The following is a 20,642-nucleotide window of genomic DNA, read 5'->3' as shown; positions in this document are numbered from 1 at the left end:
TGCAGAGGTCTAGTATGAGCCGCACTCACGTCAGCCAGGAGGTAAACCATGTCGGCCACCAAGAAGCCTGTAAACACTCCGTTGCACTTACTCCAACAACTCTCGGGCAGCCTGCTCGAGCATTTGGAAAACGCTTGCTCCCAAGCCTTGGCTGATGCTGAAAAACTGCTCGCCAAACTGGAAAAGCAACGCGGCAAGGCGCAAGAAAAACTGCACAAGTCCCGCACCAAATTGCAGGACGCCGCTGCTGCCGGTAAAGCCAAGGCACAGAACAAGGCCAAGGCTGCCGTCAAAGAACTTGAAGACCTGCTCGATGCGTTGAAGGATCGTCAGTCCGACACTCGCGGCTACATTCTGCAACTCAAGCGCGATGCCCAGGAAAGCCTGAAACTGGCCCAGGGTGTCGGCCGGGTGCAAGAGGCCGCCGGCAAAGCGCTGTCCTCCCGCGCCGCTAAACCAGCAGCAGCGCCTGCGAAAAAAGCGCCAGCCAAACCTGCTGCGGCGAAAGCCCCGGCGAAAACCGCTGCGGCAAAACCGGCAGCCAAACCAGCAGCCAAGGCACCGGCTAAAACCGCCGCCAAACCTGCTGCAAAAACCGCAGTGAAAACACCGGCTGCGGCGAGCGCTGCGAAACCGGCCGCACGTACTGCCGCTGCCAAACCTGCAGCGGCCAAACCGGCTGCTAAGCCAGCAGCAAAACCTGCTGCGCGCAAAGTCGCTCCGGCAAAAACCGCTGCTGCTAAACCAGCTGCCAAAGTAGCGGTAAAACCGGCTGCCAAACCTGCCGCGAAAACCGCCGCTGCAAAACCGGCAGCCAAGACTGCGGCCAAACCAGTCGCGGCAAAACCTGCTGCCAAGGTTGCTGCCAAACCAGCGGCCAAGCCTGCCGCTAAAACCGCTGCCAAACCTGCAGCAGCAAAACCTGCGACCGCTGCAGCCAAGCCTGCCGCCAAACCAGTAGCCGCAAAGCCAGCCGCAAAGCCAGCCGCTAAACCAGCCGCCAAGCCAGCTGCCAAACCTGCCGCGAAAAAACCGGCCGTTGCCAAACCAGCTGCCGCCAAGCCGGCGACTGCACCTGCCGCCAAGCCAGCCGCTCCGGCGCCGGCCGCCGCCGCGCCTGCTCCAGCCGCTTCCACCTCGACCACCACGACTGCGCCAACGCCAGCCGCCGCGTCGAGCGCCAGCAGCAACCCGACCAGCGCTTCCTAAGTGCCGGTTGCCGCGACGCGCAGCACTTGCAGCGCGTCGCGGTTCGGGCTGGCGGCCGATCCCGTCAGACTCTCCAGCCACTCCCCCGACGCTGATGCGTCATCGCGCGGCCAATCCTGCGCAACCTGTTCCAGTTGCCACAGCAGATGCCGTTCGGCTTCCAGCTCCAATGCTTTCATTTGTTCTCGCAGACCCTTGAGTACCGGATCTTCCTCGGCCAGGGTTTTCCATTGAGTGCGCAATGCACGCAGTGGCTGCACCACCTCCGCATCCCAAGGCCCCACCAGCGTTTTCAACTGCTCCAGGCGTTGTTCGTCGCAGGCCACGCCACGTTGTTCCAACCACAGACCGCACAGCAGCAGGCAGACATTGGCCCCCGCCGCTTGCAGTTGCAGGCAGGCAGGTTCCACGCCCGGTAGGGTGTAGGTGGCAAGGGAAAAGCTCCACAGGTCAGAGGACATCGTGCTACTCGCGCCAGTTGTGAGCGAAGCTGGTAGACTCCGCCGCCATTATGATCCGACTTCAGAACCTGACTTTACAGCGTGGCCCGCAACGTCTGCTAGAAGACGCCGAGCTGACTCTGCACGCCGGCCACAAAGCCGGCCTCATCGGTGCCAACGGCGCCGGCAAATCCAGCCTGTTCGCCTTGCTGCGCGGCGAGTTGCACCCGGACTCGGGCGATTGCCTGCTGCCGGCCGACTGGCGGATCGCGCACATGCGCCAGGAGGTCGAAACCCTCGAACGCCTGGCGGTCGACTATGTGCTCGATGGCGACCTGCGTCTACGCGAGGTGCAACGTGACCTCGCCGTGGCCGAAGCGGCCCACGATGGCACGGCTCTGGCCCGCCTGCACGCCGAACTCGACAGCGCCGACGGCTATACCGCCGATGCGCGGGCACGCAAGTTGCTGGCCGGTCTCGGTTTCACCAACGAGCAGATGGATCGTCAGGTAGGAGATTTCTCCGGTGGCTGGCGGATGCGTCTGAACCTGGCGCAGGCCTTGATGTGTCCGTCGGACCTGTTGCTGCTCGACGAACCGACCAACCACCTGGATCTCGACGCGATCATCTGGCTCGAAGAGTGGCTGAAAAGCTACCCGGGCACCCTGCTGCTGATTTCCCACGACCGCGACTTCCTCGATGAAGTGGTCGATCACGTGGCCCATGTCGATCAGCGCAAACTGACCCTCTATCGTGGCGGCTACACTGCGTTAGAACGTGCCCGTGCCGAACGTCTGGCCCAGCAGCAACAGGCCTACGAGAAGCAGCAGGCGCAACGTGCGCACATGGAAAGCTACATCGCCCGCTTCAAGGCCCAGGCCACCAAGGCCCGTCAGGCGCAGAGCCGGATCAAGGCCCTGGAGCGCATGGAAGAGCTGTCGGCGGCCCACGTCGATTCGCCGTTCGACTTCGTGTTCCGCGAGTCGACCAAGATCTCCAGTCCACTGATCGACCTGTCCGATGCGCGCCTGGGTTACGGCGACAAAACCATCCTGGAGAAGGTCAAGCTGCAACTGACCCCAGGTGCGCGGATCGGTCTGCTCGGGCCGAACGGTGCCGGTAAATCGACCCTGATCAAGAACCTCGCCGGCGAGCTTGAACCGCTGGCCGGGCGCCTGACCCGTGGCGAAAACACCGTGGTTGGCTATTTCGCCCAGCATCAGCTCGACTCGCTGGATGCCAAGGCCAGCCCGCTGCTGCACTTGCAGCGTCTGGCGCCGACCGAACGCGAGCAGACCCTGCGCGACTTCCTCGGCGGTTTCGATTTCCGTGGCGCACGCATTGACGAGCCAGTGCTGAATTTCTCCGGTGGCGAGAAAGCGCGTCTGGCGCTGGCATTGATCGCCTGGGAACGGCCGAACCTGTTGCTGCTCGACGAACCGACCAACCACCTCGACCTGGAAATGCGCCTGGCGCTGACCATGGCGCTGCAGGAATTCAGCGGCGCGGTATTGGTGGTGTCTCACGATCGGCACTTGCTCAAGAGCACCACCGACAACTTCTACCTGGTCGCCGATGGCAAGGTAGAAGAGTTCGATGGCGACCTTGAAGATTACGCGCGCTGGCTGGTGGAATATCGTCAACGCAATGCGCCGGTCAGCAACACCCCGGTGAACCCGGACAAGACCGACAAAAAGGCCCAGCGCCAGGCCGCTGCTGCATTGCGTCAGCAACTGGCACCGCACAAGCGTGAAGCCGACAAGCTTGAAGCCGAGCTGGGGAAGCTCCACGAGAAACTCGCCAAGGTCGACGCCAGCCTCGGTGACAGCGACATCTACGAGCCGGCGCGCAAGAACGAATTGCGTGATCTGCTGGCAGAGCAGGCCAAGCTGAAAGTGCGCGAAGCCGAACTGGAAGAAGCCTGGATGGAAGCGCTCGAGACGCTGGAAAGCATGCAGGCGGAGCTGGAGGCGCTGTCCTGATGGAAACGTTCAAGCTGCCGCTGCCGGCGATGTGGGTCGAACCGATCTGGCTCGGCGTGCAGATTCTGCTGATCCTGCTGGCCGGCTACTTCGCTCAACGTGTCGTCGCTCGATTCCTCACCCGCCTGGGCGAGCGCTATCCGTTTCCGCCGCAGTTGCTGATGCCCCTGCGTGGCGTATTGCGCTGGCTGATCATGGGCAGCGCGGTGATTTTTGTGCTGGAGCGCCTCGGCGTATCGGCCACGGTGTTGTGGACGGCGCTGTCGGGTTTCGTCGCGGTGGCGGCGGTGGCGTTCTTCGCCATGTGGAGTGTGCTGTCGAACCTGCTTTGCGCGATCCTGATCTTCACCGTCGGCCCGTTCCGCCTCGGCGATGTGGTCGAGCTGGTGGACACCACCGACAAGCCGGGTGTCAAAGGCCGGGTGGTGGCGATCAATCTGCTCTACACCACGTTGATCGAAGCCGAGGAACTGGGGACTGGCAGCGCCATGGTGCAAGTGCCGAACAGCCTGTTCTTCCAGCGTTCGGTGCGGCGCTGGCGCGGGAGTGATGTGTTTCCTTCGAGCGGTTTCGAGAAGTAGTCTTCGGGCGTCTGATCTGACGCCCTCGCGAGCAAGCCCGCTCCCAGATTGGATCTGTGATCGACATAAATCCAACGTGGGAGCGGGCTTGCTCGCGAAGAGGCCCTCAGCCGCGCCCGAACCCTCCAGCAAAAATCGGTAGTCATCCGCGCCAAAGCGCATTAGCTTTGACGTCTGTCACGATTCAGAGTCGAGGTGTGCGATGGAGCTTCAAACATGGCTGGCATTCTTTGCCGCCTGCTGGGTGATCAGTCTGTCCCCGGGTGCTGGCGCCATTGCGTCGATGTCCAGCGGTCTGCAATACGGTTTCTGGCGCGGTTACTGGAACGCCCTCGGCCTGCAGATCGGCCTGGCGGTGCAGATTGCGATTGTCGGCGCCGGTGTCGGCGCGATCCTGACCGCCTCGGCCACCGCATTCCACGCGATCAAATGGTTCGGTGTGGCCTATCTGGTCTATCTGGCGATCAAGCAATGGCGTGCGCTGCCCATGGACATGAGCGATGACGCGGCGGTACGGCCGATCGGCAAACCTCTGGCGCTGGTGTTTCGCGGCTTCCTGGTCAACATCAGCAACCCCAAGGCACTGGTGTTCATGCTGGCGGTGCTGCCGCAGTTCATCAATCCTCACGCACCGTTGCTGATTCAGTATGTGGTGATCGGTGCGACCATGATCTGCGTGGATCTGATTGTCATGGCCGGCTACACCGGACTGGCGTCCAAGGTGCTGCGTCTGTTGCGTACGCCGCAGCAGCAGAAACGCATGAACCGCACGTTTGCCGGGCTATTCATTGGCGCTGCGGCGTTCATGGCGACGTTGCGTAAAGCGGCGGTGTAAAACCTGCCGGCACAAAAAAGGCGACCTTGCGAGGTCGCCTTTTTCGTTTCTAACGATACATTTGGGTTACATCCAACTGTGGTGAGGGAGCTTTTGTGGTGAGGAGATGAATCCCCTCACCACACTCAGCCGGTCAGTGCAAAATCACCGGCGCGGTATCACGCGGCAGATTGTTGCGCTGCTGCGCCTCACGCGGCTGCTCGTAACCGCCGCCACCGAGCTGCATGCTCAGTTGCCCGGCCACGTCCTCACCCAGCGCTTTCGACACTTCACGTACCACGCGAGGGCGATTCAGCGAGATCTTGATGTCGCGGCCGTTCACCAGTTTGGTGTCCTGCGCTTCGCCCATCGCCGTGAAGGCCGAGGTGATTTCGTAGGTCTTGGTGTTGATCAGGCTGAAATCCGCCACCAGCGTCAGGCCCAAAACCGCCGAATAGCTGTCGGTGTGTGCCAGCTCGTTCATGTCCTGGGTGAAGTCGATGTCCGACACGGTGCCAAACAGCACGTAGTCGGCACCCTTGAAGTTGCCGGCCTTGATGCGCTTGATCACATCGTAGACGTCACCCTTGGACGAGGCGGTGTACGGCGTGCCCTGCACCAGCTGGAACATCCCGGTGCGGAGGATCTCGCCCTTGATGTCGCCGGTGAATTTACGCAGCTCACCTTGTTCGATGTAGCTGGTGGTCGCTTCCAGCTCGTTGTAGTTCGACGAACCACTGGAGCTGTAGTAACCCTCGCGGTAATTGTTCTGCGCCGAAACGATGTGGATGTACTGCTCCACGCGCTCCTGATACGCCAGATCCGTTACCGCGACTTTCGGGGCCGCTTGCACGCTGAACGCGCAAGCCAGGGCCATCATGCCAATCCATGCGCGCATCAATTAACGCTCCGTAGTTTTGCGGATCTCTTTTTCGTCCATCCACTCGGCCAGACCGCTTTCGACGTCGATCAGTTGCAGGCTGAATTTGTAGAAGACGTCCTTGTAGTCGCTGCTGCGCTTGACGATCGAGCTGATCGAACCTTCCAGACGGTATTTGGCGGCGATCATGTTGCCGGTTTTGGCCACGGTGCTCTTCTTGTACAGGCCGCTCTGGTTCTGCAGCTTGAGCTGGTCGACCTGGCTCTGCATCGCGGTGTTGTCGCTGGCGAAGCGGGCGGTGCCGGACTTCATCAGCTGAGTCTTGATGCTGGTGGTGATTTCGCGGGTATCGATGTACTCGCTGGTCTTGTTCTTCACGTCGTAAACCTGCACCACCGGGCGGCCCTGCAGAATGCCGGACTGGGCCAGCGAGCGGGTCATCGATTCGGCGATCATTTGCAGGTCGGTCGAGCCGAATTCGTTGGTCACGGTTTCAACCGCTTTGGTGTCGCCGTAGCTGATGTTCTTGCTGCCCAGGGTCGGCGAGGTGTTGGCGCAACCGGAAGCCAGCAGGGCGAGGACAGCGATCAGGGAAAAGCGTGCAAACATGGGAATGCTCTCTAAAACAGGAATAGGGTGGCGGACTTAAGGCGTCTTGAGTTCGAGACGGAAATCCACGGCTTTCGGGGTCGGGGCGATGCCCTGGATGAAGCTGGTCTGAGCGCCGTACATCATCTGGCTTTTCCAGACTTCTTCCTCGGCGATCGGGAAACCTTCCGGGCCCAGCCAGGCGAAACGGTAGTAGAACGTCTTGTTGCTGTTGAGGGTGTTGGTCAACTGCACATTGACGGTCATGAAGCCGTTCTCACGGGCGACGCGCATGGCGCCGACCGCAATGTGTTTCTGCGGGCCCATGGCCACGACCTTGCTCGCGGCGCTGCCCGGCTCCGGTGGTGGCGGGGTGGCGCAGCCGCTGGCCAGGATGGCGAGAGCGGCGACGGCGAAGAGTTTCAAGCGCATGCAAAGACTCCGTTCTTAAGGTTGTTTGAGGCTGGCGACGTTGGTCGCGCCGGCGCTCGGGATGACATGGGCGGCGACGCCGCCGGCAAATACCTGATTGCCCACGGCACGCAGGCTGATCACTTGATAACGCTGATCGACGGTGACCTTGACCAACGAACCGCCGACGGCGCTCGGCAGGCTGACCTGGTGCTCGCCTTTCTTCAAGCGCAGACGCACCACCTGGGTGTTGTCCGGCAGGGTACGCCACGTACGGGTATCGGCACCTTCCAGCACAGCTGAAGAAATACCCACGGCCAGACCGGCCAGCGGGTTGGTTTCGTTGATCTTCTTCTGCGCCACACCTTTGGTGATTGCGCGCACGGTGGTGCGGACGATGATCCCCGGCATGTCATCGCGCAGGGCGCGGCGCGACATGGCGGTGGTGCTGTTGAGGGCGGTCAGGTTGACTTGCTGACCATCGACGCCAATCTGCGCGAACGGTGCGGTCGAGGTGTCAGGCTTGATGATCGGGAACGACAGCGGGGTGATCACCACGTTGTTGGAGATCGGCAATGGCAGCGGCACGCGGATCGAATCACGCGAGGGTGCCAGACCACTTTGCACCACGATCAGGATGTCGCTGTCGTCGCTCTTGGTCGGCTTGTCGAGATTGACCAGCGCCTGCTCCAGCAGTGGGGTGTTCGGACGCAGTTCGGCGGCTTTACGGTAGCCTGGCGCAGCCAGGTCTTTCTCGCCCAGGGCTTCGTAGACGAAACCGGCCAGGTAATGGCTGAACGCACTCTGGTAGCTGTTTTTCAGGCTGACCACTTCTGGCGCATCGAGGCTGGCGACCGGGTAGCCTTGCAGATCCTTGTACTGAGTCTTGATGCCTTCTTTCTCGGCCTCTTCCTCACTCTTGAGGTATTCCTTGTCGCGCAGGTCGGCGATCACCGCTTCACGTTCGTGAGTCTTCTTGATCGCGGTGCGGGCGCCGTCGAAGTCATTGACCGCCAGCAGGTTGAGGGCCATCTGCGTGGTCAACATGACTTTTTCGTAGTCGTAGCCTTCGTAGCGACGCACCTTGTCGTTGACCAGGAAGCTGCCGAACTGAGCCAGGTATTTACCGGTATCGAGCTTGACCGAATCTTCCCACTGGCCAACCACCTGATCGGCGCTGGTCCAGGCGTTCTGGCTGCCGGACAGGTCGCCCTTGGCGCGCAGCAACTCACCTTTCTCGAAGTAATAGAGCAGGTCTTTGTCCGGACCGGTGTTGTTCTTTTCCAGCAGGCTCAGCGCGGCATCGACGTTGCCGGTGGCCAGTTGCTGGTTGGTCTGGGCCAGTTCCGAATCGTAGTTGCGAAACGCCGAACAGCCGGACAGCAAAGTGACAGCGCTGAGCGCGATCAAGGTGGGAGTGCGCAATGCCATGGGGGTACTTCTTCCCTGAGCTAGTAACTGCATCAGCCGCCGGTGCTGGTCGGGCTGGTGTGACCCATCGACAGTGGCGCTGGCCTCCTGCCAATTCCTCATAACCAGAGGAGCTTTTATGCCGCGTTGCTATAGCGCGGGCGCGGCATTATAAGCGGGCGATGCTGGCCATGTAATAGCTTTTTAATTGCAGTTGTTAGTTTGGTGCCATTACTCCTCTGCTTTATCTGACACCTTTCGTTCATGGCGTTTCGGGCAGGACCAATGCCGATCCGACGTAATAGTTCTGGCCCATGAATACCCGCAGGTTGAACACTTGATGGCTGTGGTCGACGCGTACCGTGAACCCGTCTTCTGCACGAAAATACGGAAAGCGCACGCGGTGCAGGCCTTTTTTCAGGCGCAGACGGGCGACCAGGGTTTTGTCCGGCAGCGTGCGCCAGGTTCTAGTGTCAGCCTCTTCAAAAGGATCAGGATCGGTCACCACCAACGACGCCTTGGACGGATCGCGCTCGTTCTTTTGCGCCTGGCTGATGGCGGCCATGTTGGCGCGGAACATGGCGCGAGAGATGATCGCCGGCATGTCATCGCGCAATGTGCGGATGGCCATGTCCGACACGCTGTTAATCATGGTCAATGGGTGCTTTTTACCGTCGACGAGGATCTGGGTCACGGCAGGTGTGAGGGTGTCGGGCACCATCAGCGGGAACGAGATCGGTGCAACAATCGTCAGGTTTTCGTTCAGCCGCACCGGGATCGGCACTTGCACCGAACTGCGTGCCGGGGCGAAACCGGCCTGGACCACGATCAGAATCTCGCTTTCATCGGCTGCCGGTCCGGGTTTGTCCAGGTTGCGCAAAGCGTTTTCGAGCAGCGGCACGCCCGGGCGCAATTCGATCGCCTGTCGATACCCCGGCGCTGCGAGCGCGCGTTCGCCCAGCGCTTCATAAGTGAAGCCGGCCAGATAATGGCTGAATGCACTCTGGTAGCCGTTCTTCAGCTCAAGCACTTGCGGGGCATCGAGGATGGCCACCGGATAGCCTTCCAGATCCTTGTAGTGCAAGGTGATGCCCTGTTGCGTAGCTTGCTCTTGCGCCTCTTCGTATTGCCGCTCCCGCTGGCGGGCGATCAGGGTTTCGCGCTCGTGGGTTTTCTTGATGTCGGCGCGGGCCCCGTCGAAATCGTTTTCCGCCAGTTGGTTGAGGGCCATTTCGGTGGTCAGCATGACTTTTTCGTAGTCATAGCCTTCGTAACGCTGCAGCTTGTCATTGACCAGCATGGTGCCCATTTCATTACCGAAACGGGTCAGCAACTTCATGCCTGCGGAGGGCACGGCTTCTTCGCGCTGAAAAATCATCCGGTCAGCACTGCGCCACGCTTCCTGGCTTTTTGGCAGGTTGGTGCCGGCGCTGAGGATCGCGCCGCGTTCCATGAAATACAGCAGATCCTTGTCTTCCCAAGGATTGTGCAGCTCCATCAGATAAAGCGCTTCGTTGAGATTGCCCTGCGCCATCTGATCGATGGTCTGCTGCATTTCCTGATCGTAATTGCGGTAAGCGGCGCACCCACTCAGTTGCATGATGAGGCTAAGCAGCAGGTAGAGCGGCAGGCAATGGCGCATGGAGACGGGTTCTTCCTTGAACGGCAAAAGCACGGAGGTGACGCATTATAGGGGCGCTTTGCTGCTGCCGGGTGGACAAGGATTGCGCTAGGCTTGCGCGCTCAGCGCTCAACAGATCCGGGGCTTTAATGAATCAACTGCAAGCCATGCGCGCGTTTCGTTGCATCGTCGAGTGTCGCGGGTTCAGCGCCGCTGCCGAGCGCCTCGACACCACTCACTCGACCATCTCCCGGCAGTTGCAGCAGCTGGAACGCGAGCTGGGCACGCGGCTGATCAATCGCAACACCCGAGGTTTCAGCCTGACCACGGCGGGGCAGCAGTATTACGCGGCGTGCGTGGACATTCTCGATCGCCTCGATCAAGCCGCACTGGCGGTGGGGCAGGCACATGAAAGCCCCAGCGGTGTGCTGCGCATCAGTGCACCGATGGTCATCGGTACGCTGGAACTGGCGAGCTGGTTGCCGGCGTTTCAGCAGCGCTATCCCGAGATTGAAGTGGACCTGTCCTGCGATGACCGTTTCGTCGATCTGATCGCCGAGGGTTTCGATGTGGCCCTGCGCATCTGCGGACCCTTGGCCGATTCATCCATGGTGGCGCGGTTGCTGACTGTCTCGGACATGTTGCTGGTGGCTTCGCCTGTGTATGTGGCGCGCAATGGTCTGGTGCGCCAGGTGCGCGAACTCGCCGAGCAGCAGTTGCTGGCGTTTGCCGGTGGCAGTGACTGGGTGCTGACCGATACGCGTGGACTCACCACCAGCGTGCGCGTGCAGGGCCGGTTCAAGGCCGATTCGATCAGTTCGCTGCACGCCGCCGCGTTGGCCGGGGTTGGCATCGCCGCGTTCACCCGGGCCACAGTGCAGGACGATCTGTTCAGCGGCCGGCTGGTACAAATCCTGCCCAACTACAGCCTTGGGCGGCGCCACTATTACGCGCTCTATCCGCATGCCCGGCACGTTGTGCTGAAGGTGCAGGTGTTCGTCGAATTCATGCTTGAGCACTACCGCAACAGCGCCGCGGCGCTGCGTTAAAACGCCACGAGACGTCGACAAAGCTTGAGTGAAAGGCGTTCGAAGTGAACAATATGTAACTTCGCATTTCCATTTGAGACTCATTCATGACTGCCGCGTCCCGATTCCTGGCCTGGCTGGTGTTCCCGCTGTTTGCCCTGAGCAGTTTCAACCTGCTGGCCGACACCGTGGAAGGCGCCCCGCAGGCGCTGCACCTGCTCGATTACATCAGCGCCGACTACCCGCCGACGGTCGAGGCGGGCAAGGTCGTCGACGACGGCGAATATCGCGAGCAACTGGAATTCACCCAGGTGCTGCAAGGGCTGATCGGCGGTCTGCCGGCCAAACCGGAGAAGGCTGAGCTAGAGCAGGGTGTCGAGGCTCTGCACGCGGCCATCACCGCGAAACAGGACGGCGCCGACGTCGCGCGTCACGCCCGACAATTGGGGGCGAAACTGGCGGTGGCGTATGAAGTCAGCCAAGCGCCGATCATCACTCCCGATCCGACCCGGGGCGCGCCGTTGTACGCGCAGAACTGCTCGGTATGCCACGGTGAAACCGGCGCCGGCGACGGCCCGGCGGGGCTCGGCATGACGCCGCCGCCGGCCAATCTGCGCGATGCCGCACGCATCGATCACCTGAGCCTGTACGCGATCTACAGCACCCTCGGCCAAGGCGTTGAAGGCACCGACATGCCGGCGTTCGCCGATCAACTGGACGACCGTCAGCGTTGGGATCTGGCGACCTACATTGCCGGTTTCAGTGCCGACCCGGCTGCGGCCAAGTCCGACAAGACCTTCAACATCGCTGATCTGGCACGCCAGACGCCGGCCGAAGTGCAAGCCGCCGAAGGCCCGCAGGTCGCCGCAAGCTTCCGTGCCCAGCGCGCGCAACCGCCGCAGGTCAAACGCGGCCCGGCGCAATTGCTCGATTACACCGCCGCCACGCTGGACAAGAGCCTGGCGGCGTACCGCGCCGGTGATCACGATCAGGCTTACGACCTGTCGGTGGCGGCGTATCTGGAAGGTTTCGAACTGGTCGAAAGCTCGCTGGATAACGTCGACGCCAACGTGCGCAAGGACACCGAAAAATCGCTGATGGCCTACCGTCAGTCGTTGCAGGACGGCTTGCCGGTGGCGCAGGCCGAACAGCGTCTGGACGTAGCCAAGGGCAAGTTGAAAGAGTCTGCTGAACTGCTCGGCAGCGATGGCCTGAGCTGGTCGCTGAGCTTTATCTCCGGCCTGCTGATTCTGCTGCGCGAAGGCCTGGAAGCGATTCTGGTGCTGGCGGCGATCCTCGCGTTTCTGCGCAACACCGGCCAGCAGTCGGCAGTGCGCAGCGTCAACATCGGTTGGGGCCTGGCGCTGCTCGCCGGTCTTGGCACCTGGGCGCTGGCGGCGTACGTGATCGACGTCAGCGGCTCGCAGCGTGAACTGCTCGAGGGCGCCACGGCGCTGTTCGCCAGCGTCATGGTGCTGTGGCTCGGCGTGTGGATGCACGACCGGCGCCACGCCGCGGCCTGGCAGGATTACATCAAGCAGAGTCTGGTCGGCGGCGGCGGGCGTTTCGGCTTCGCGATCCTCGCGTTCTTCTCGGTGTACCGCGAGTTGTTCGAAGTGATCCTGTTCTACGAAACCCTGTGGCTGCAGGCCGGCCCCGCCGGGCATGACGCGGTGCTGGCCGGTGGTGCGACCGCACTGGTGCTGCTGATCGGTCTGGCCTGGGTGATCCTGCGCGGTTCGGCGAAACTGCCGCTGGCGCTGTTCTTCAGCATCAACGCCGGTCTGCTCTGTGCCTTGTCGGTGGTGTTCGCCGGGCATGGCGTGAAAGCGCTGCAGGAAGCCGGCATCTTCGGCACGCGACCGGTGGCGTTCTTTGAATTCGACTGGCTGGGGATTCACGCCGACGCCTATTCGCTGACGGCTCAGGCCGTGGCGATTCTGGCGATTGTTGTGCTGTACGGGCGGAGTCGGATCGCGGAGAAGAAGCGGGTCACTGCTTAACAGCATTCGCTGCGCTCACATTCGCGGGCAAGCCACGCTCCCACAGGTTTAGCGTTAACCTTGTGGGAGCGGGCTTGCCCGCGATGCTTTTTTGAAGAGGAAAAAATCATGCGTGTATGGATCGATGCCGACGCTTGCCCCCGGGCCGCCAAGGATCTGGTGGTGAAGTTCGCCCTCAAGCGCCAGTTCGAAGTGGTGCTGGTGGCCGGGCAGCCGCAGACCAAGCCGGGACTGGCCATCGTCAAACTGATCGTGGTGCCCAGCGGTCCGGATGCGGCGGACGATTATCTGGTCGAGCACGCGGTGCCTGGTGAGCTGGTGATCTGCAGCGATATCCCGCTGGCCGATCGTCTGGTGAAGAAGGGGGTGGCAGCGCTGGACCCGCGCGGCAAGGAGTTCGATGCGCAGAACATGGGCGAGCGGCTGGCGGTGCGCAACCTGTTCACCGACCTGCGTGAGCAGGGCCAGATCAGCGGCGGCCCGGCACCGTTCGGCGAGCGCGAGAAGCAGGCGTTTGCCAATGCGCTGGACCGCATCCTGACGCGCCTGACCCGCAAATCTTGAAATAATCGCCATTCCCCTGTGGGAGCGGGCTTGCTCGCGAAGGCGTCGAATCAGACAACATTGATTTGAATGACACACCGCTTTCGCGAGCAAGCCCGCTCCCACATTTCGCTCCGCATGCGGTCAGAGATCAAACATCGTTTTCGTGGGTCAGCTCCAGAACGCGATCCACCAGTTTGTTGATCCCCGAAGCCGCCTCACTGATGTTCTGCGCCAGCATGTAAGCCGGGGTCGTCACCAGTTTGCGTGCCTTGTCTTCAATGATGTCAGTCACCGCGCAGTCTTCGTGGCTGGCGCCCATCTTGTTCATCGCGGTGGCGGTGTCGGCATCGTTGCCGATGGTGCAGGTCACGCCCGGGCCGTAGATCTTCGCTGCCAGCGCCGGCGAGATGCACATCAGGCCCACCGGTTTGCCCGCTTCGGCAAATGCTTCCGCCAAGGCCAGCACCTCAGGCTGTACTGCGCAACCGGCGCCTTCAACGGCGAAGTTCGAGAGGTTTTTCGCGGCGCCAAAACCGCCAGGTACGATCAGCGCGTCGAAGTCATCGACGTCGGCCTCGCGGATGTTCTTGATGTTGCCGCGGGCAATGCGCGCCGACTCCACCAGCACGTTGCGCGTTTCGGGCATTTCTTCACCGGTCAGGTGATTGATCACATGCAATTGCGCGATGTTCGGCGCGAAGCATTGCACCTGTGCGCCGCGTTGATCCAGGCGCAGCAGGGTGATGACGCTTTCATGGATTTCGGCGCCGTCGTACACGCCGCTGCCGGACAGGATCACTGCAACTTTTTTGCTCATGGGTTTCTCTCCAGATTCATGGCGCTAAATGTCCACTAATTTGTCGTGCGTTGCCATAGGCCCAAGTGGCGGCTGCACCTGCATGGAGCGCTTTCTAAATGGATCGCAACAACGGCGGGGTGTTCATTATTTGCGGTTGCCTGCTTCGTGACGAGCAGGAGATTTTTGGCGTGAGAACGCCGCTGGCGAACGGGAGTCCGCTGGCGCAGAGGGGATAAATGACTAAAAGAGCCGGCCAGCCCGGGCTTTGCGCAGGGCTGTGCGCCAGGCGCCAGCGCGTTATTCGGCTGGCGTCTTCGGTTCGGCAGGTTTGGCCACTTCGGCTTGATTCAGCAGTGCCGCTTTTGCGGCTTGCTCATCGGCGTAAACCTGTTTTGCCAGTCGCGCATTCTTGAAGCGGCGGCGCAGCCACAGACCAACGCCAAGAATCAGCAGCGCACCGAGCACCCACAGCTCGTACTTCTTGATGCTGCCGAGCATGCCTTCGAGCACCGCGCCGAAGTGGTAGGCGGCGGCCGCCAGCGCGGTTGCCCAGATTGCCGCGCCGATGCCGTTCAGCAGCAGGTAACGTCCCGGCGGGTAACCCGACAGGCCGATCGCCACCGGCATCACCGTGCGCAGGCCATAAACGAAGCGGAAACTCAGGACCCAGATGTCCGGATGTTTGCGGATATGTTCCAGCGCGCGGTCGCCCATCATCTGCCAGCGCGGTTTGCGCGCGAGCAATTTGCGCCCGTGCTTGCGCCCCAGGAAGTACCACAGCTGATCGCCGGCATAGCTGCCGAAGAACGCCACGACCACTACCAAGTTGATGTCCATGTATCCACGGAACGCGAGGAAGCCTGCGAGCACCAGGATGGTTTCGCCTTCGAAGAACGTGCCGAGGAACAAGGCAAAGTAGCCAAAGTCATGCAGAAATTGTTGGAGCATTGTCTGGGTGCTGGCGAAATGAACGCGCAGCCTAACCCTTCGGACACATTCATGAAAGTGTCCAAATGTGTCTCGACGTGAACAATTCCTACGCTAACAATGGAATGCGGCTACATGTCACGGGGTACGCACAACTGTAATCTGTTGGTCATAATGGCCGTCTATAACTGTCACGCTCGCCCGTTTGCGCGGGCTCAGGAGTCCGCCGTGAGCTTTACCCCTGCCAATCGTCTGTTTCCCGCCACTCGCCTGCGTCGCAATCGTCGTGATGATTTTTCGCGTCGGCTGGTGCGGGAAAACGTGCTGACGGTCGATGACCTGATTCTGCCGGTGTTCGTGCTTGAGGGTGAAAACCGTCGCGAGGCCGTGGCCTCGATGCCCGGTGTCGAACGTCTGAGCATCGACCTGCTGCTTGAAGAAGCGGCGCAATGGGTCGGGCTGGGGATCCCGGCGCTGGCGTTGTTCCCGGTCACGCCTGTCGAACTGAAATCCCTTGATGCTGCCGAAGCCTGGAACCCCGAGGGCATTGCCCAGCGCGCCACGCGCGCGTTGCGTGCGCGTTTCCCGGAATTGGGCGTGATCACTGACGTCGCCCTCGATCCGTTCACCACCCACGGGCAGGACGGCATTCTCGACGAAGAAGGCTACGTGCAGAACGACATCACCGTCGACGCACTGGTCAAACAGGCTTTGTCCCACGCCGAAGCCGGCGCTCAGGTCGTGGCGCCGTCGGACATGATGGACGGTCGGATTCAGGCGATCCGCGAGGCGCTGGAGCTGGCCGGTCACGTCAACGTGCGGATCATGGCCTACTCGGCCAAGTACGCCAGCGCCTATTACGGGCCGTTCCGCGATGCCGTGGGGTCGGCGGCGAATCTGGGCAAGGCCAACAAGGCCTCGTATCAGATGGACCCGGCCAACAGCGACGAAGCGCTGCACGAAGTCGGCGCGGACTTGTCTGAAGGCGCGGACATGGTCATGGTCAAACCCGGCATGCCGTACCTGGACATTCTTTTCCGGGTAAAAGATGCCTTCAAAGTGCCGACCTTCGTCTATCAGGTTAGCGGCGAATACGCCATGCACATGGCGGCGATCCAGAATGGCTGGTTGAGCGAGGCGGTAATTCTTGAATCACTGACCGCCTTTAAACGTGCCGGCGCTGATGGCATCCTGACTTACTTTGCTGTCCGCGCCGCTCAATTGTTACGAGAGCAGAAATAGCCCTCCCAGGAACATTCGATGAATACCGAAGGACTCACTGAAGTTGCAGTAAAAGAAGCTCAACCGGTGGTGGAGCAAATCACCGAAACCCCGCCGGAACTCGAGCCTGCGCCACCCGCGCCGGTTACCGAAGCCGTCGCGGCGGCGCCAGTGATTGCGATCCCGGGCCTGGATGACAGCAGCCTGTATATCCATCGCGAGCTTTCGCAATTGCAGTTCAACATCCGCGTGCTGGAACAGGCGCTGGACGAGTCCTATCCGTTGCTGGAGCGGCTGAAGTTCCTGCTGATCTTCTCCAGCAACCTCGACGAATTCTTTGAAATCCGCGTCGCCGGCCTGAAAAAGCAGATCACCTTCGCTCGCGAACAGGCCGGTGCCGACGGTCTGCAACCGCACCAGGCACTCGCGCGGATCAGCGAGCTGGTGCACGGTCACGTTGACCGCCAGTACGCGATCCTCAACGACATCCTGCTGCCGGAGCTGGAAAAGCATCAGGTGCGCTTCATCCGTCGCCGTCACTGGACGACCAAGATCAAGACCTGGGTGCGCCGTTATTTCCGCGACGAGATCGCGCCGATCATCACCCCGATCGGCCTCGACCCGACGCACCCGTTTCCGTTGCTGGTGAACAAGAGCCTGAACTTCATCGTCGAACTGGAAGGCATCGACGCCTTCGGTCGCGATTCCGGTCTGGCGATCATCCCGGCACCGCGCCTGCTGCCACGGATCATCAAGGTTCCGGAAGAAGTCGGCGGCCCGGGCGACAACTATGTGTTCCTGTCGTCGATGATCCACGCCCACGCCGATGACCTGTTCCAGGGCATGAAGGTCAAGGGCTGCTACCAGTTCCGCCTGACCCGAAACGCCGACCTTGCGCTCGACTCCGAAGATGTCGAAGACCTTGCGCGTGCCCTGCGTGGCGAACTGTTCTCGCGGCGTTACGGCGATGCGGTGCGCCTGGAGGTCGCCGACACTTGCCCGAAACACCTCTCGGACTATCTGCTCAAGCAGTTCAACCTGAGCGAGACCGAGCTGTATCAGGTCAACGGCCCGGTCAACCTGACCCGTCTGTTCAGCATCACCGGTCTGGACAGCCACCCGGAGCTGCAATACACGCCGTTCACCCCGCAGATCCCGAAACTGCTGCAGAACAGCGAGAACATTTTCAGCGTGGTGAGCAAGCAGGACATCCTGCTGCTGCACCCGTTCGAGTCGTTCACCCCGGTGGTCGACCTGCTGCGTCAGGCGGCGAAAGACCCGCATGTTCTGGCCGTGCGCCAGACTCTGTACCGTTCCGGCGCCAACTCGGAAATCGTCGATGCGCTGGTGGACGCCGCGCGTAACGGCAAGGAAGTGACCGCAGTCATCGAACTGCGCGCCCGCTTCGACGAAGAGTCCAACCTGCAACTGGCCAGCCGTCTGCAAGCGGCCGGTGCGGTGGTGATTTACGGCGTGGTCGGCTTCAAGACCCACGCCAAGATGATGCTGATCCTGCGTCGCGAAGCCGGTGAAATCGTGCGTTACGCGCACCTCGGCACCGGTAACTATCACGCCGGCAATGCGCGTCTGTACACCGACTACAGCCTGCTGACCTCCGACGACGCCTTGTGCGAAGACGTCGGCAAATTGTTCAGCCAGTTGATCGGCATGGGTAAAACCCTGCGCATGAAGAAGCTGCTGCACGCGCCGTTCACTCTGAAGAAGGGCATGCTCGACATGATTGCCCGGGAAACCCAGTTCGCCGTCGAAGGCAAACCGGCGCACATCATCGCCAAGTTCAACTCGCTGACCGATCCGAAGATCATTCGCGCGCTGTACAAGGCCAGCCAGTCCGGCGTGCGCATCGATCTGGTGGTGCGTGGCATGTGCTGCCTGCGTCCGGGCATCGCCGGGGTTTCGCACAACATCCATGTGCGCTCGATCATCGGTCGCTTCCTTGAACACACCCGAGTGTTCTACTTCCTCAACGGCGGCGAGGAGCAGATGTTCCTCTCCAGCGCCGACTGGATGGAGCGCAACCTCGACAAGCGCGTCGAGACTTGCTTCCCGGTGGAAGGCAAGAAGCTGCTGACCCGCGTCAAGAAAGAGCTGGAGCTGTACCTGACCGACAACACCCACAGCTGGAGCCTGCAGTCGGATGGCCGTTATATCCGCAACACGCCAACCGGCAACCAGAACCCGCGCAGCGCGCAGGCGACGTTGCTGGAACGCCTGGGCAGCCCGATTCTGCCGGTGAGCAGCTGACAGCTTAAAAGCGCCCTCACCCTAACCCTCTCCCGGAGGGAGAGGGGACTGACCGAGATGAATGGTCGAGTTACGCCGACCTGAAATATCGGGTCGAAGTCAGGCTTTGAAAACAACGCGGATCGGCTCCCTCTCCCTCGGGAGAGGGCTGGGGTGAGGGGCAGGTCCACACCCGCACTCAAGTCGAACCCAATAAAAAAGGCGATCCAGAAGGATCGCCTTTTTTGCACCTGAAATTTAACTCAGTGAACAGTGAGGACAATCCCCACCCGCGTCAGCCAGTCGGCTTCGAGGCCAAAGTCAGCCTGAGTCAGCTGGTTTTCATCCAACCAGTTCTCCGGAAATTCCACGTCGAGATTGTTGCCTTTGGCATGCAGCACCACTTGCGGCATCGCCTGGGTGCCACGGATGTGGTGGAACAGGATCGCGAAGCGCAGCAGCACGCACAGGCGGATCAGCTTGTCGCCGTCGTCACCGAACTCGGCGAACTTGTCCTTGGGGATGTTGCGGCGATGGCCGCGCACCAGCAGGGCGAGCATTTGCTGGTCTTCGCGGGAGAAACCGGCAAGGTCCGAGTGCTCGATCAGATAGGCGCCGTGCTTGTGATAGTGGTAGTGCGCGATGTCGAGGCCGACTTCGTGGACCTTCGCTGCCCAACCGAGCAATTCGCGCCAGATGCCGTCATCCAGCTCCCAGTCCGCGGCGACCTGATCGAAGGCGTGCAGTGCCTTGCGTTCAACTCGCGCGGCTTGTTCCAGATCGACGTGATAGCGCTCCATCAGCGAAGTCAGGGTGCGTTCGCGCACGTCTTCGTGGTGATGGCGCCCGAGCAGGTCGTAGAGCACGCCTTCACGCAGTGCGCCTTCGCAATGATCCATGCGTTGCAGTTCGAGGGCGTCGAAGATCGCTTCAAGAATCGCCAGGCCCGCCGGGAAGATCGCCCGACGGTCAGGCTTGATGCCTTCGAAGTCGATCTTGTCGACGTCACCCAGTTTGAACAGACGACGCTTGAGCCAGGCCAGGCCTTCGGCATTCACTTCGCCGGTGCCATGCCCGCCGGCCTTCAGCGCCAGGCCGATGGCGCGGATGGTGCCCGAGGAGCCGATGGCTTCATCCCAGGTCAGGCGGTGCAGGGCGTGCTCGATGCTCATGATCTCCAGCCGCGCCGCAGTGTACGCCTGGGCGTAACGGGCCGGGGTGATCTTGCCGTCCTTGAAATAACGCTGAGTGAAGCTGACGCAGCCCATTTGCAGGCTTTCGCGCAGCAGCGGTTCAAAACGCTGCCCGATGATGAATTCGGTACTGCCGCCGCCGATGTCGGCCACGAGACGCTTGCCCGGGGTGTCGGCGAGGGTGTGCGAAACGCCCAGATAAATCAGCCGCGCTTCTTCACGGCCGGAGATGACTTCCACCGGGTGACCGAGGATTTCTTCGGCACGGTGGATGAATTCCAGGCGATTGCGCGCTTCGCGCAGGGCGTTGGTGCCGACGATCCGCACGGCGCCCAGTGGCATGCCGTTGATCAGTTGGGCAAAGCGCTTGAGGCAGTCGAGGCCACGCTGCATCGATTCTTCGTTGAGATGGCGCTCATCGTCGATACCGGCGGCGAGCTGCACTTTCTCTCCGAGGCGCTCCAGGATGCGGATTTCACCGTTCTGGGCCTTGGCCACGACCATGTGGAAGCTGTTGGAGCCCAGGTCGATTGCGGCGATCAGGGACAGATTCTTGGCTTTGGATTGCGGCATGGTCAGGGGGTCTCGGTCGATAACCCCGCCATCGTGCCACGATCAAACGCTGACGCCAACGCGCATGGTTCAAACCGTTGATCCTGCGCATAAAAGCTTGAGACCGCGGCGCGGCCATTCGCGAGCAAGCCCGCTCCCACAGGTTTTGCAGCGAACTCACCATAGTGGTCCA

18 protein-coding genes are annotated in these 20,642 nt (G+C 61.3%); 9 read left to right on the top strand and 9 right to left on the bottom strand.

Annotated features, from left to right (window positions below):
* Positions 1 to 48 precede the first annotated feature (48 nt).
* The gene (locus HDC30_RS11345) at positions 49 to 1,209 is read left to right on the top strand and encodes an AlgP family protein (RefSeq protein ID WP_183783002.1); all 1,161 of its coding nucleotides are present in this window, start codon (positions 49 to 51) and stop codon (positions 1,207 to 1,209) included.
* On the opposite strand, the gene HDC30_RS11340 is transcribed toward HDC30_RS11345, so the two are convergent.
* Positions 1,206 to 1,670: a TIGR02444 family protein gene (locus tag HDC30_RS11340; RefSeq protein WP_183783000.1), complete on the bottom strand. Its 465-nt coding sequence runs from the start codon at positions 1,668 to 1,670 to the stop codon at positions 1,206 to 1,208. The two genes, HDC30_RS11345 and HDC30_RS11340, sit on opposite strands and share 4 nt — an antisense overlap.
* A gap of 50 nt (positions 1,671 to 1,720) precedes the next feature.
* On the opposite strand from HDC30_RS11340, the gene HDC30_RS11335 reads away from it, so the two are divergent.
* From HDC30_RS11335 to HDC30_RS11325, 3 genes are all read left to right on the top strand, one after another.
* Positions 1,721 to 3,631 carry an ATP-binding cassette domain-containing protein gene (locus HDC30_RS11335; protein ID WP_183782998.1) on the top strand — a complete coding sequence of 637 codons (1,911 nt, stop codon included), beginning with the start codon at positions 1,721 to 1,723 and terminating at the stop codon, positions 3,629 to 3,631.
* Positions 3,631 to 4,212: a mechanosensitive ion channel family protein gene (locus tag HDC30_RS11330; RefSeq protein WP_183782996.1), complete on the top strand. Its 582-nt coding sequence runs from the start codon at positions 3,631 to 3,633 to the stop codon at positions 4,210 to 4,212. The genes HDC30_RS11335 and HDC30_RS11330 overlap by 1 nt, the downstream gene beginning before the upstream one ends.
* A 202-nt stretch (positions 4,213 to 4,414) precedes the next feature.
* On the top strand, positions 4,415 to 5,047 hold the full coding sequence (locus tag HDC30_RS11325; RefSeq protein WP_027610461.1) for a LysE family transporter: 633 nt from the start codon (positions 4,415 to 4,417) through the stop codon (positions 5,045 to 5,047).
* A 133-nt stretch (positions 5,048 to 5,180) separates the two neighbouring features.
* Here HDC30_RS11325 and HDC30_RS11320 read toward each other — a convergent pair whose 3' ends face one another.
* The 5 genes from HDC30_RS11320 to HDC30_RS11300 all read right to left on the bottom strand — a co-directional run bounded on the left by HDC30_RS11320 (position 5,181) and on the right by HDC30_RS11300 (position 9,957).
* Positions 5,181 to 5,924 (bottom strand): hypothetical protein, encoded by a 744-nt coding sequence (locus tag HDC30_RS11320; protein WP_027610462.1) that lies wholly within the window; start codon positions 5,922 to 5,924, stop codon positions 5,181 to 5,183.
* A gap of 3 nt (positions 5,925 to 5,927) precedes the next feature.
* Positions 5,928 to 6,515, bottom strand: coding sequence for a penicillin-binding protein activator LpoB (lpoB, locus tag HDC30_RS11315; RefSeq protein ID WP_003229365.1), 588 nt, complete (start codon positions 6,513 to 6,515; stop codon positions 5,928 to 5,930).
* Between the two features lie 36 nt (positions 6,516 to 6,551).
* Entirely contained in the window at positions 6,552 to 6,926 is a 375-nt protein-coding gene (locus tag HDC30_RS11310) for a YcfL family protein (RefSeq protein ID WP_027610463.1), read from the bottom strand.
* 15 nt (positions 6,927 to 6,941) lie between these two features.
* Positions 6,942 to 8,336: a COG3014 family protein gene (locus HDC30_RS11305; RefSeq protein ID WP_183782995.1), complete on the bottom strand. Its 1,395-nt coding sequence runs from the start codon at positions 8,334 to 8,336 to the stop codon at positions 6,942 to 6,944.
* A 241-nt stretch (positions 8,337 to 8,577) separates the two neighbouring features.
* Entirely contained in the window at positions 8,578 to 9,957 is a 1,380-nt protein-coding gene (locus HDC30_RS11300; protein WP_096796116.1) for a COG3014 family protein, read from the bottom strand.
* 128 nt (positions 9,958 to 10,085) lie between these two features.
* Here HDC30_RS11300 and HDC30_RS11295 point away from each other — a divergent pair, with 128 nt between their 5' ends.
* The 3 genes from HDC30_RS11295 to HDC30_RS11285 all read left to right on the top strand — a co-directional run bounded on the left by HDC30_RS11295 (position 10,086) and on the right by HDC30_RS11285 (position 13,531).
* A complete protein-coding gene (locus HDC30_RS11295) occupies positions 10,086 to 10,985 on the top strand; it encodes a LysR family transcriptional regulator (protein ID WP_183782993.1) in 900 nt (299 codons plus the stop codon).
* A gap of 86 nt (positions 10,986 to 11,071) precedes the next feature.
* Positions 11,072 to 12,967 carry an FTR1 family protein gene (locus HDC30_RS11290; RefSeq protein WP_096796118.1) on the top strand — a complete coding sequence of 632 codons (1,896 nt, stop codon included), beginning with the start codon at positions 11,072 to 11,074 and terminating at the stop codon, positions 12,965 to 12,967.
* 108 nt (positions 12,968 to 13,075) lie between these two features.
* Positions 13,076 to 13,531, top strand: a complete 456-nt coding sequence (locus HDC30_RS11285) for a YaiI/YqxD family protein (protein WP_183782991.1) — start codon at positions 13,076 to 13,078, stop codon at positions 13,529 to 13,531.
* 130 nt (positions 13,532 to 13,661) lie between these two features.
* On the opposite strand, the gene elbB is transcribed toward HDC30_RS11285, so the two are convergent.
* Together elbB and HDC30_RS11275 are read right to left on the bottom strand one after the other, a co-directional pair.
* A complete protein-coding gene (gene elbB / locus HDC30_RS11280) occupies positions 13,662 to 14,330 on the bottom strand; it encodes an isoprenoid biosynthesis glyoxalase ElbB (protein ID WP_183782989.1) in 669 nt (222 codons plus the stop codon).
* 279 nt (positions 14,331 to 14,609) lie between these two features.
* Entirely contained in the window at positions 14,610 to 15,260 is a 651-nt protein-coding gene (locus HDC30_RS11275; RefSeq protein WP_027610469.1) for a DedA family protein, read from the bottom strand.
* A 207-nt stretch (positions 15,261 to 15,467) separates the two neighbouring features.
* Between HDC30_RS11275 and hemB the strand changes: the two genes are divergently transcribed.
* On the top strand, positions 15,468 to 16,481 hold the full coding sequence (hemB, locus tag HDC30_RS11270) for a porphobilinogen synthase (RefSeq protein ID WP_183782987.1): 1,014 nt from the start codon (positions 15,468 to 15,470) through the stop codon (positions 16,479 to 16,481).
* Positions 16,482 to 16,499: 18 nt separating this feature from the next.
* Positions 16,500 to 18,725, top strand: a complete 2,226-nt coding sequence (ppk1, locus tag HDC30_RS11265; protein ID WP_041072035.1) for a polyphosphate kinase 1 — start codon at positions 16,500 to 16,502, stop codon at positions 18,723 to 18,725.
* Positions 18,726 to 18,967: 242 nt separating this feature from the next.
* Here the strand turns inward: ppk1 and ppx are convergent, their stop codons facing one another.
* Complete coding sequence (ppx, locus tag HDC30_RS11260; RefSeq protein WP_096796121.1) at positions 18,968 to 20,470, bottom strand: exopolyphosphatase; 1,503 nt, start codon at positions 20,468 to 20,470, stop codon at positions 18,968 to 18,970.
* Between the last annotated feature and the right edge of the window lie 172 nt (positions 20,471 to 20,642).

It is taken from the genome of Pseudomonas sp. JAI115, assembly GCF_014200835.1.
In the GTDB taxonomy this organism is placed as follows: Bacteria; Pseudomonadota; Gammaproteobacteria; order Pseudomonadales; family Pseudomonadaceae; genus Aquipseudomonas; species Aquipseudomonas putida_A.
Note: the sequence above shows the minus strand (reverse complement) of the source record. Positions and strands in the feature narration are given on the sequence as shown.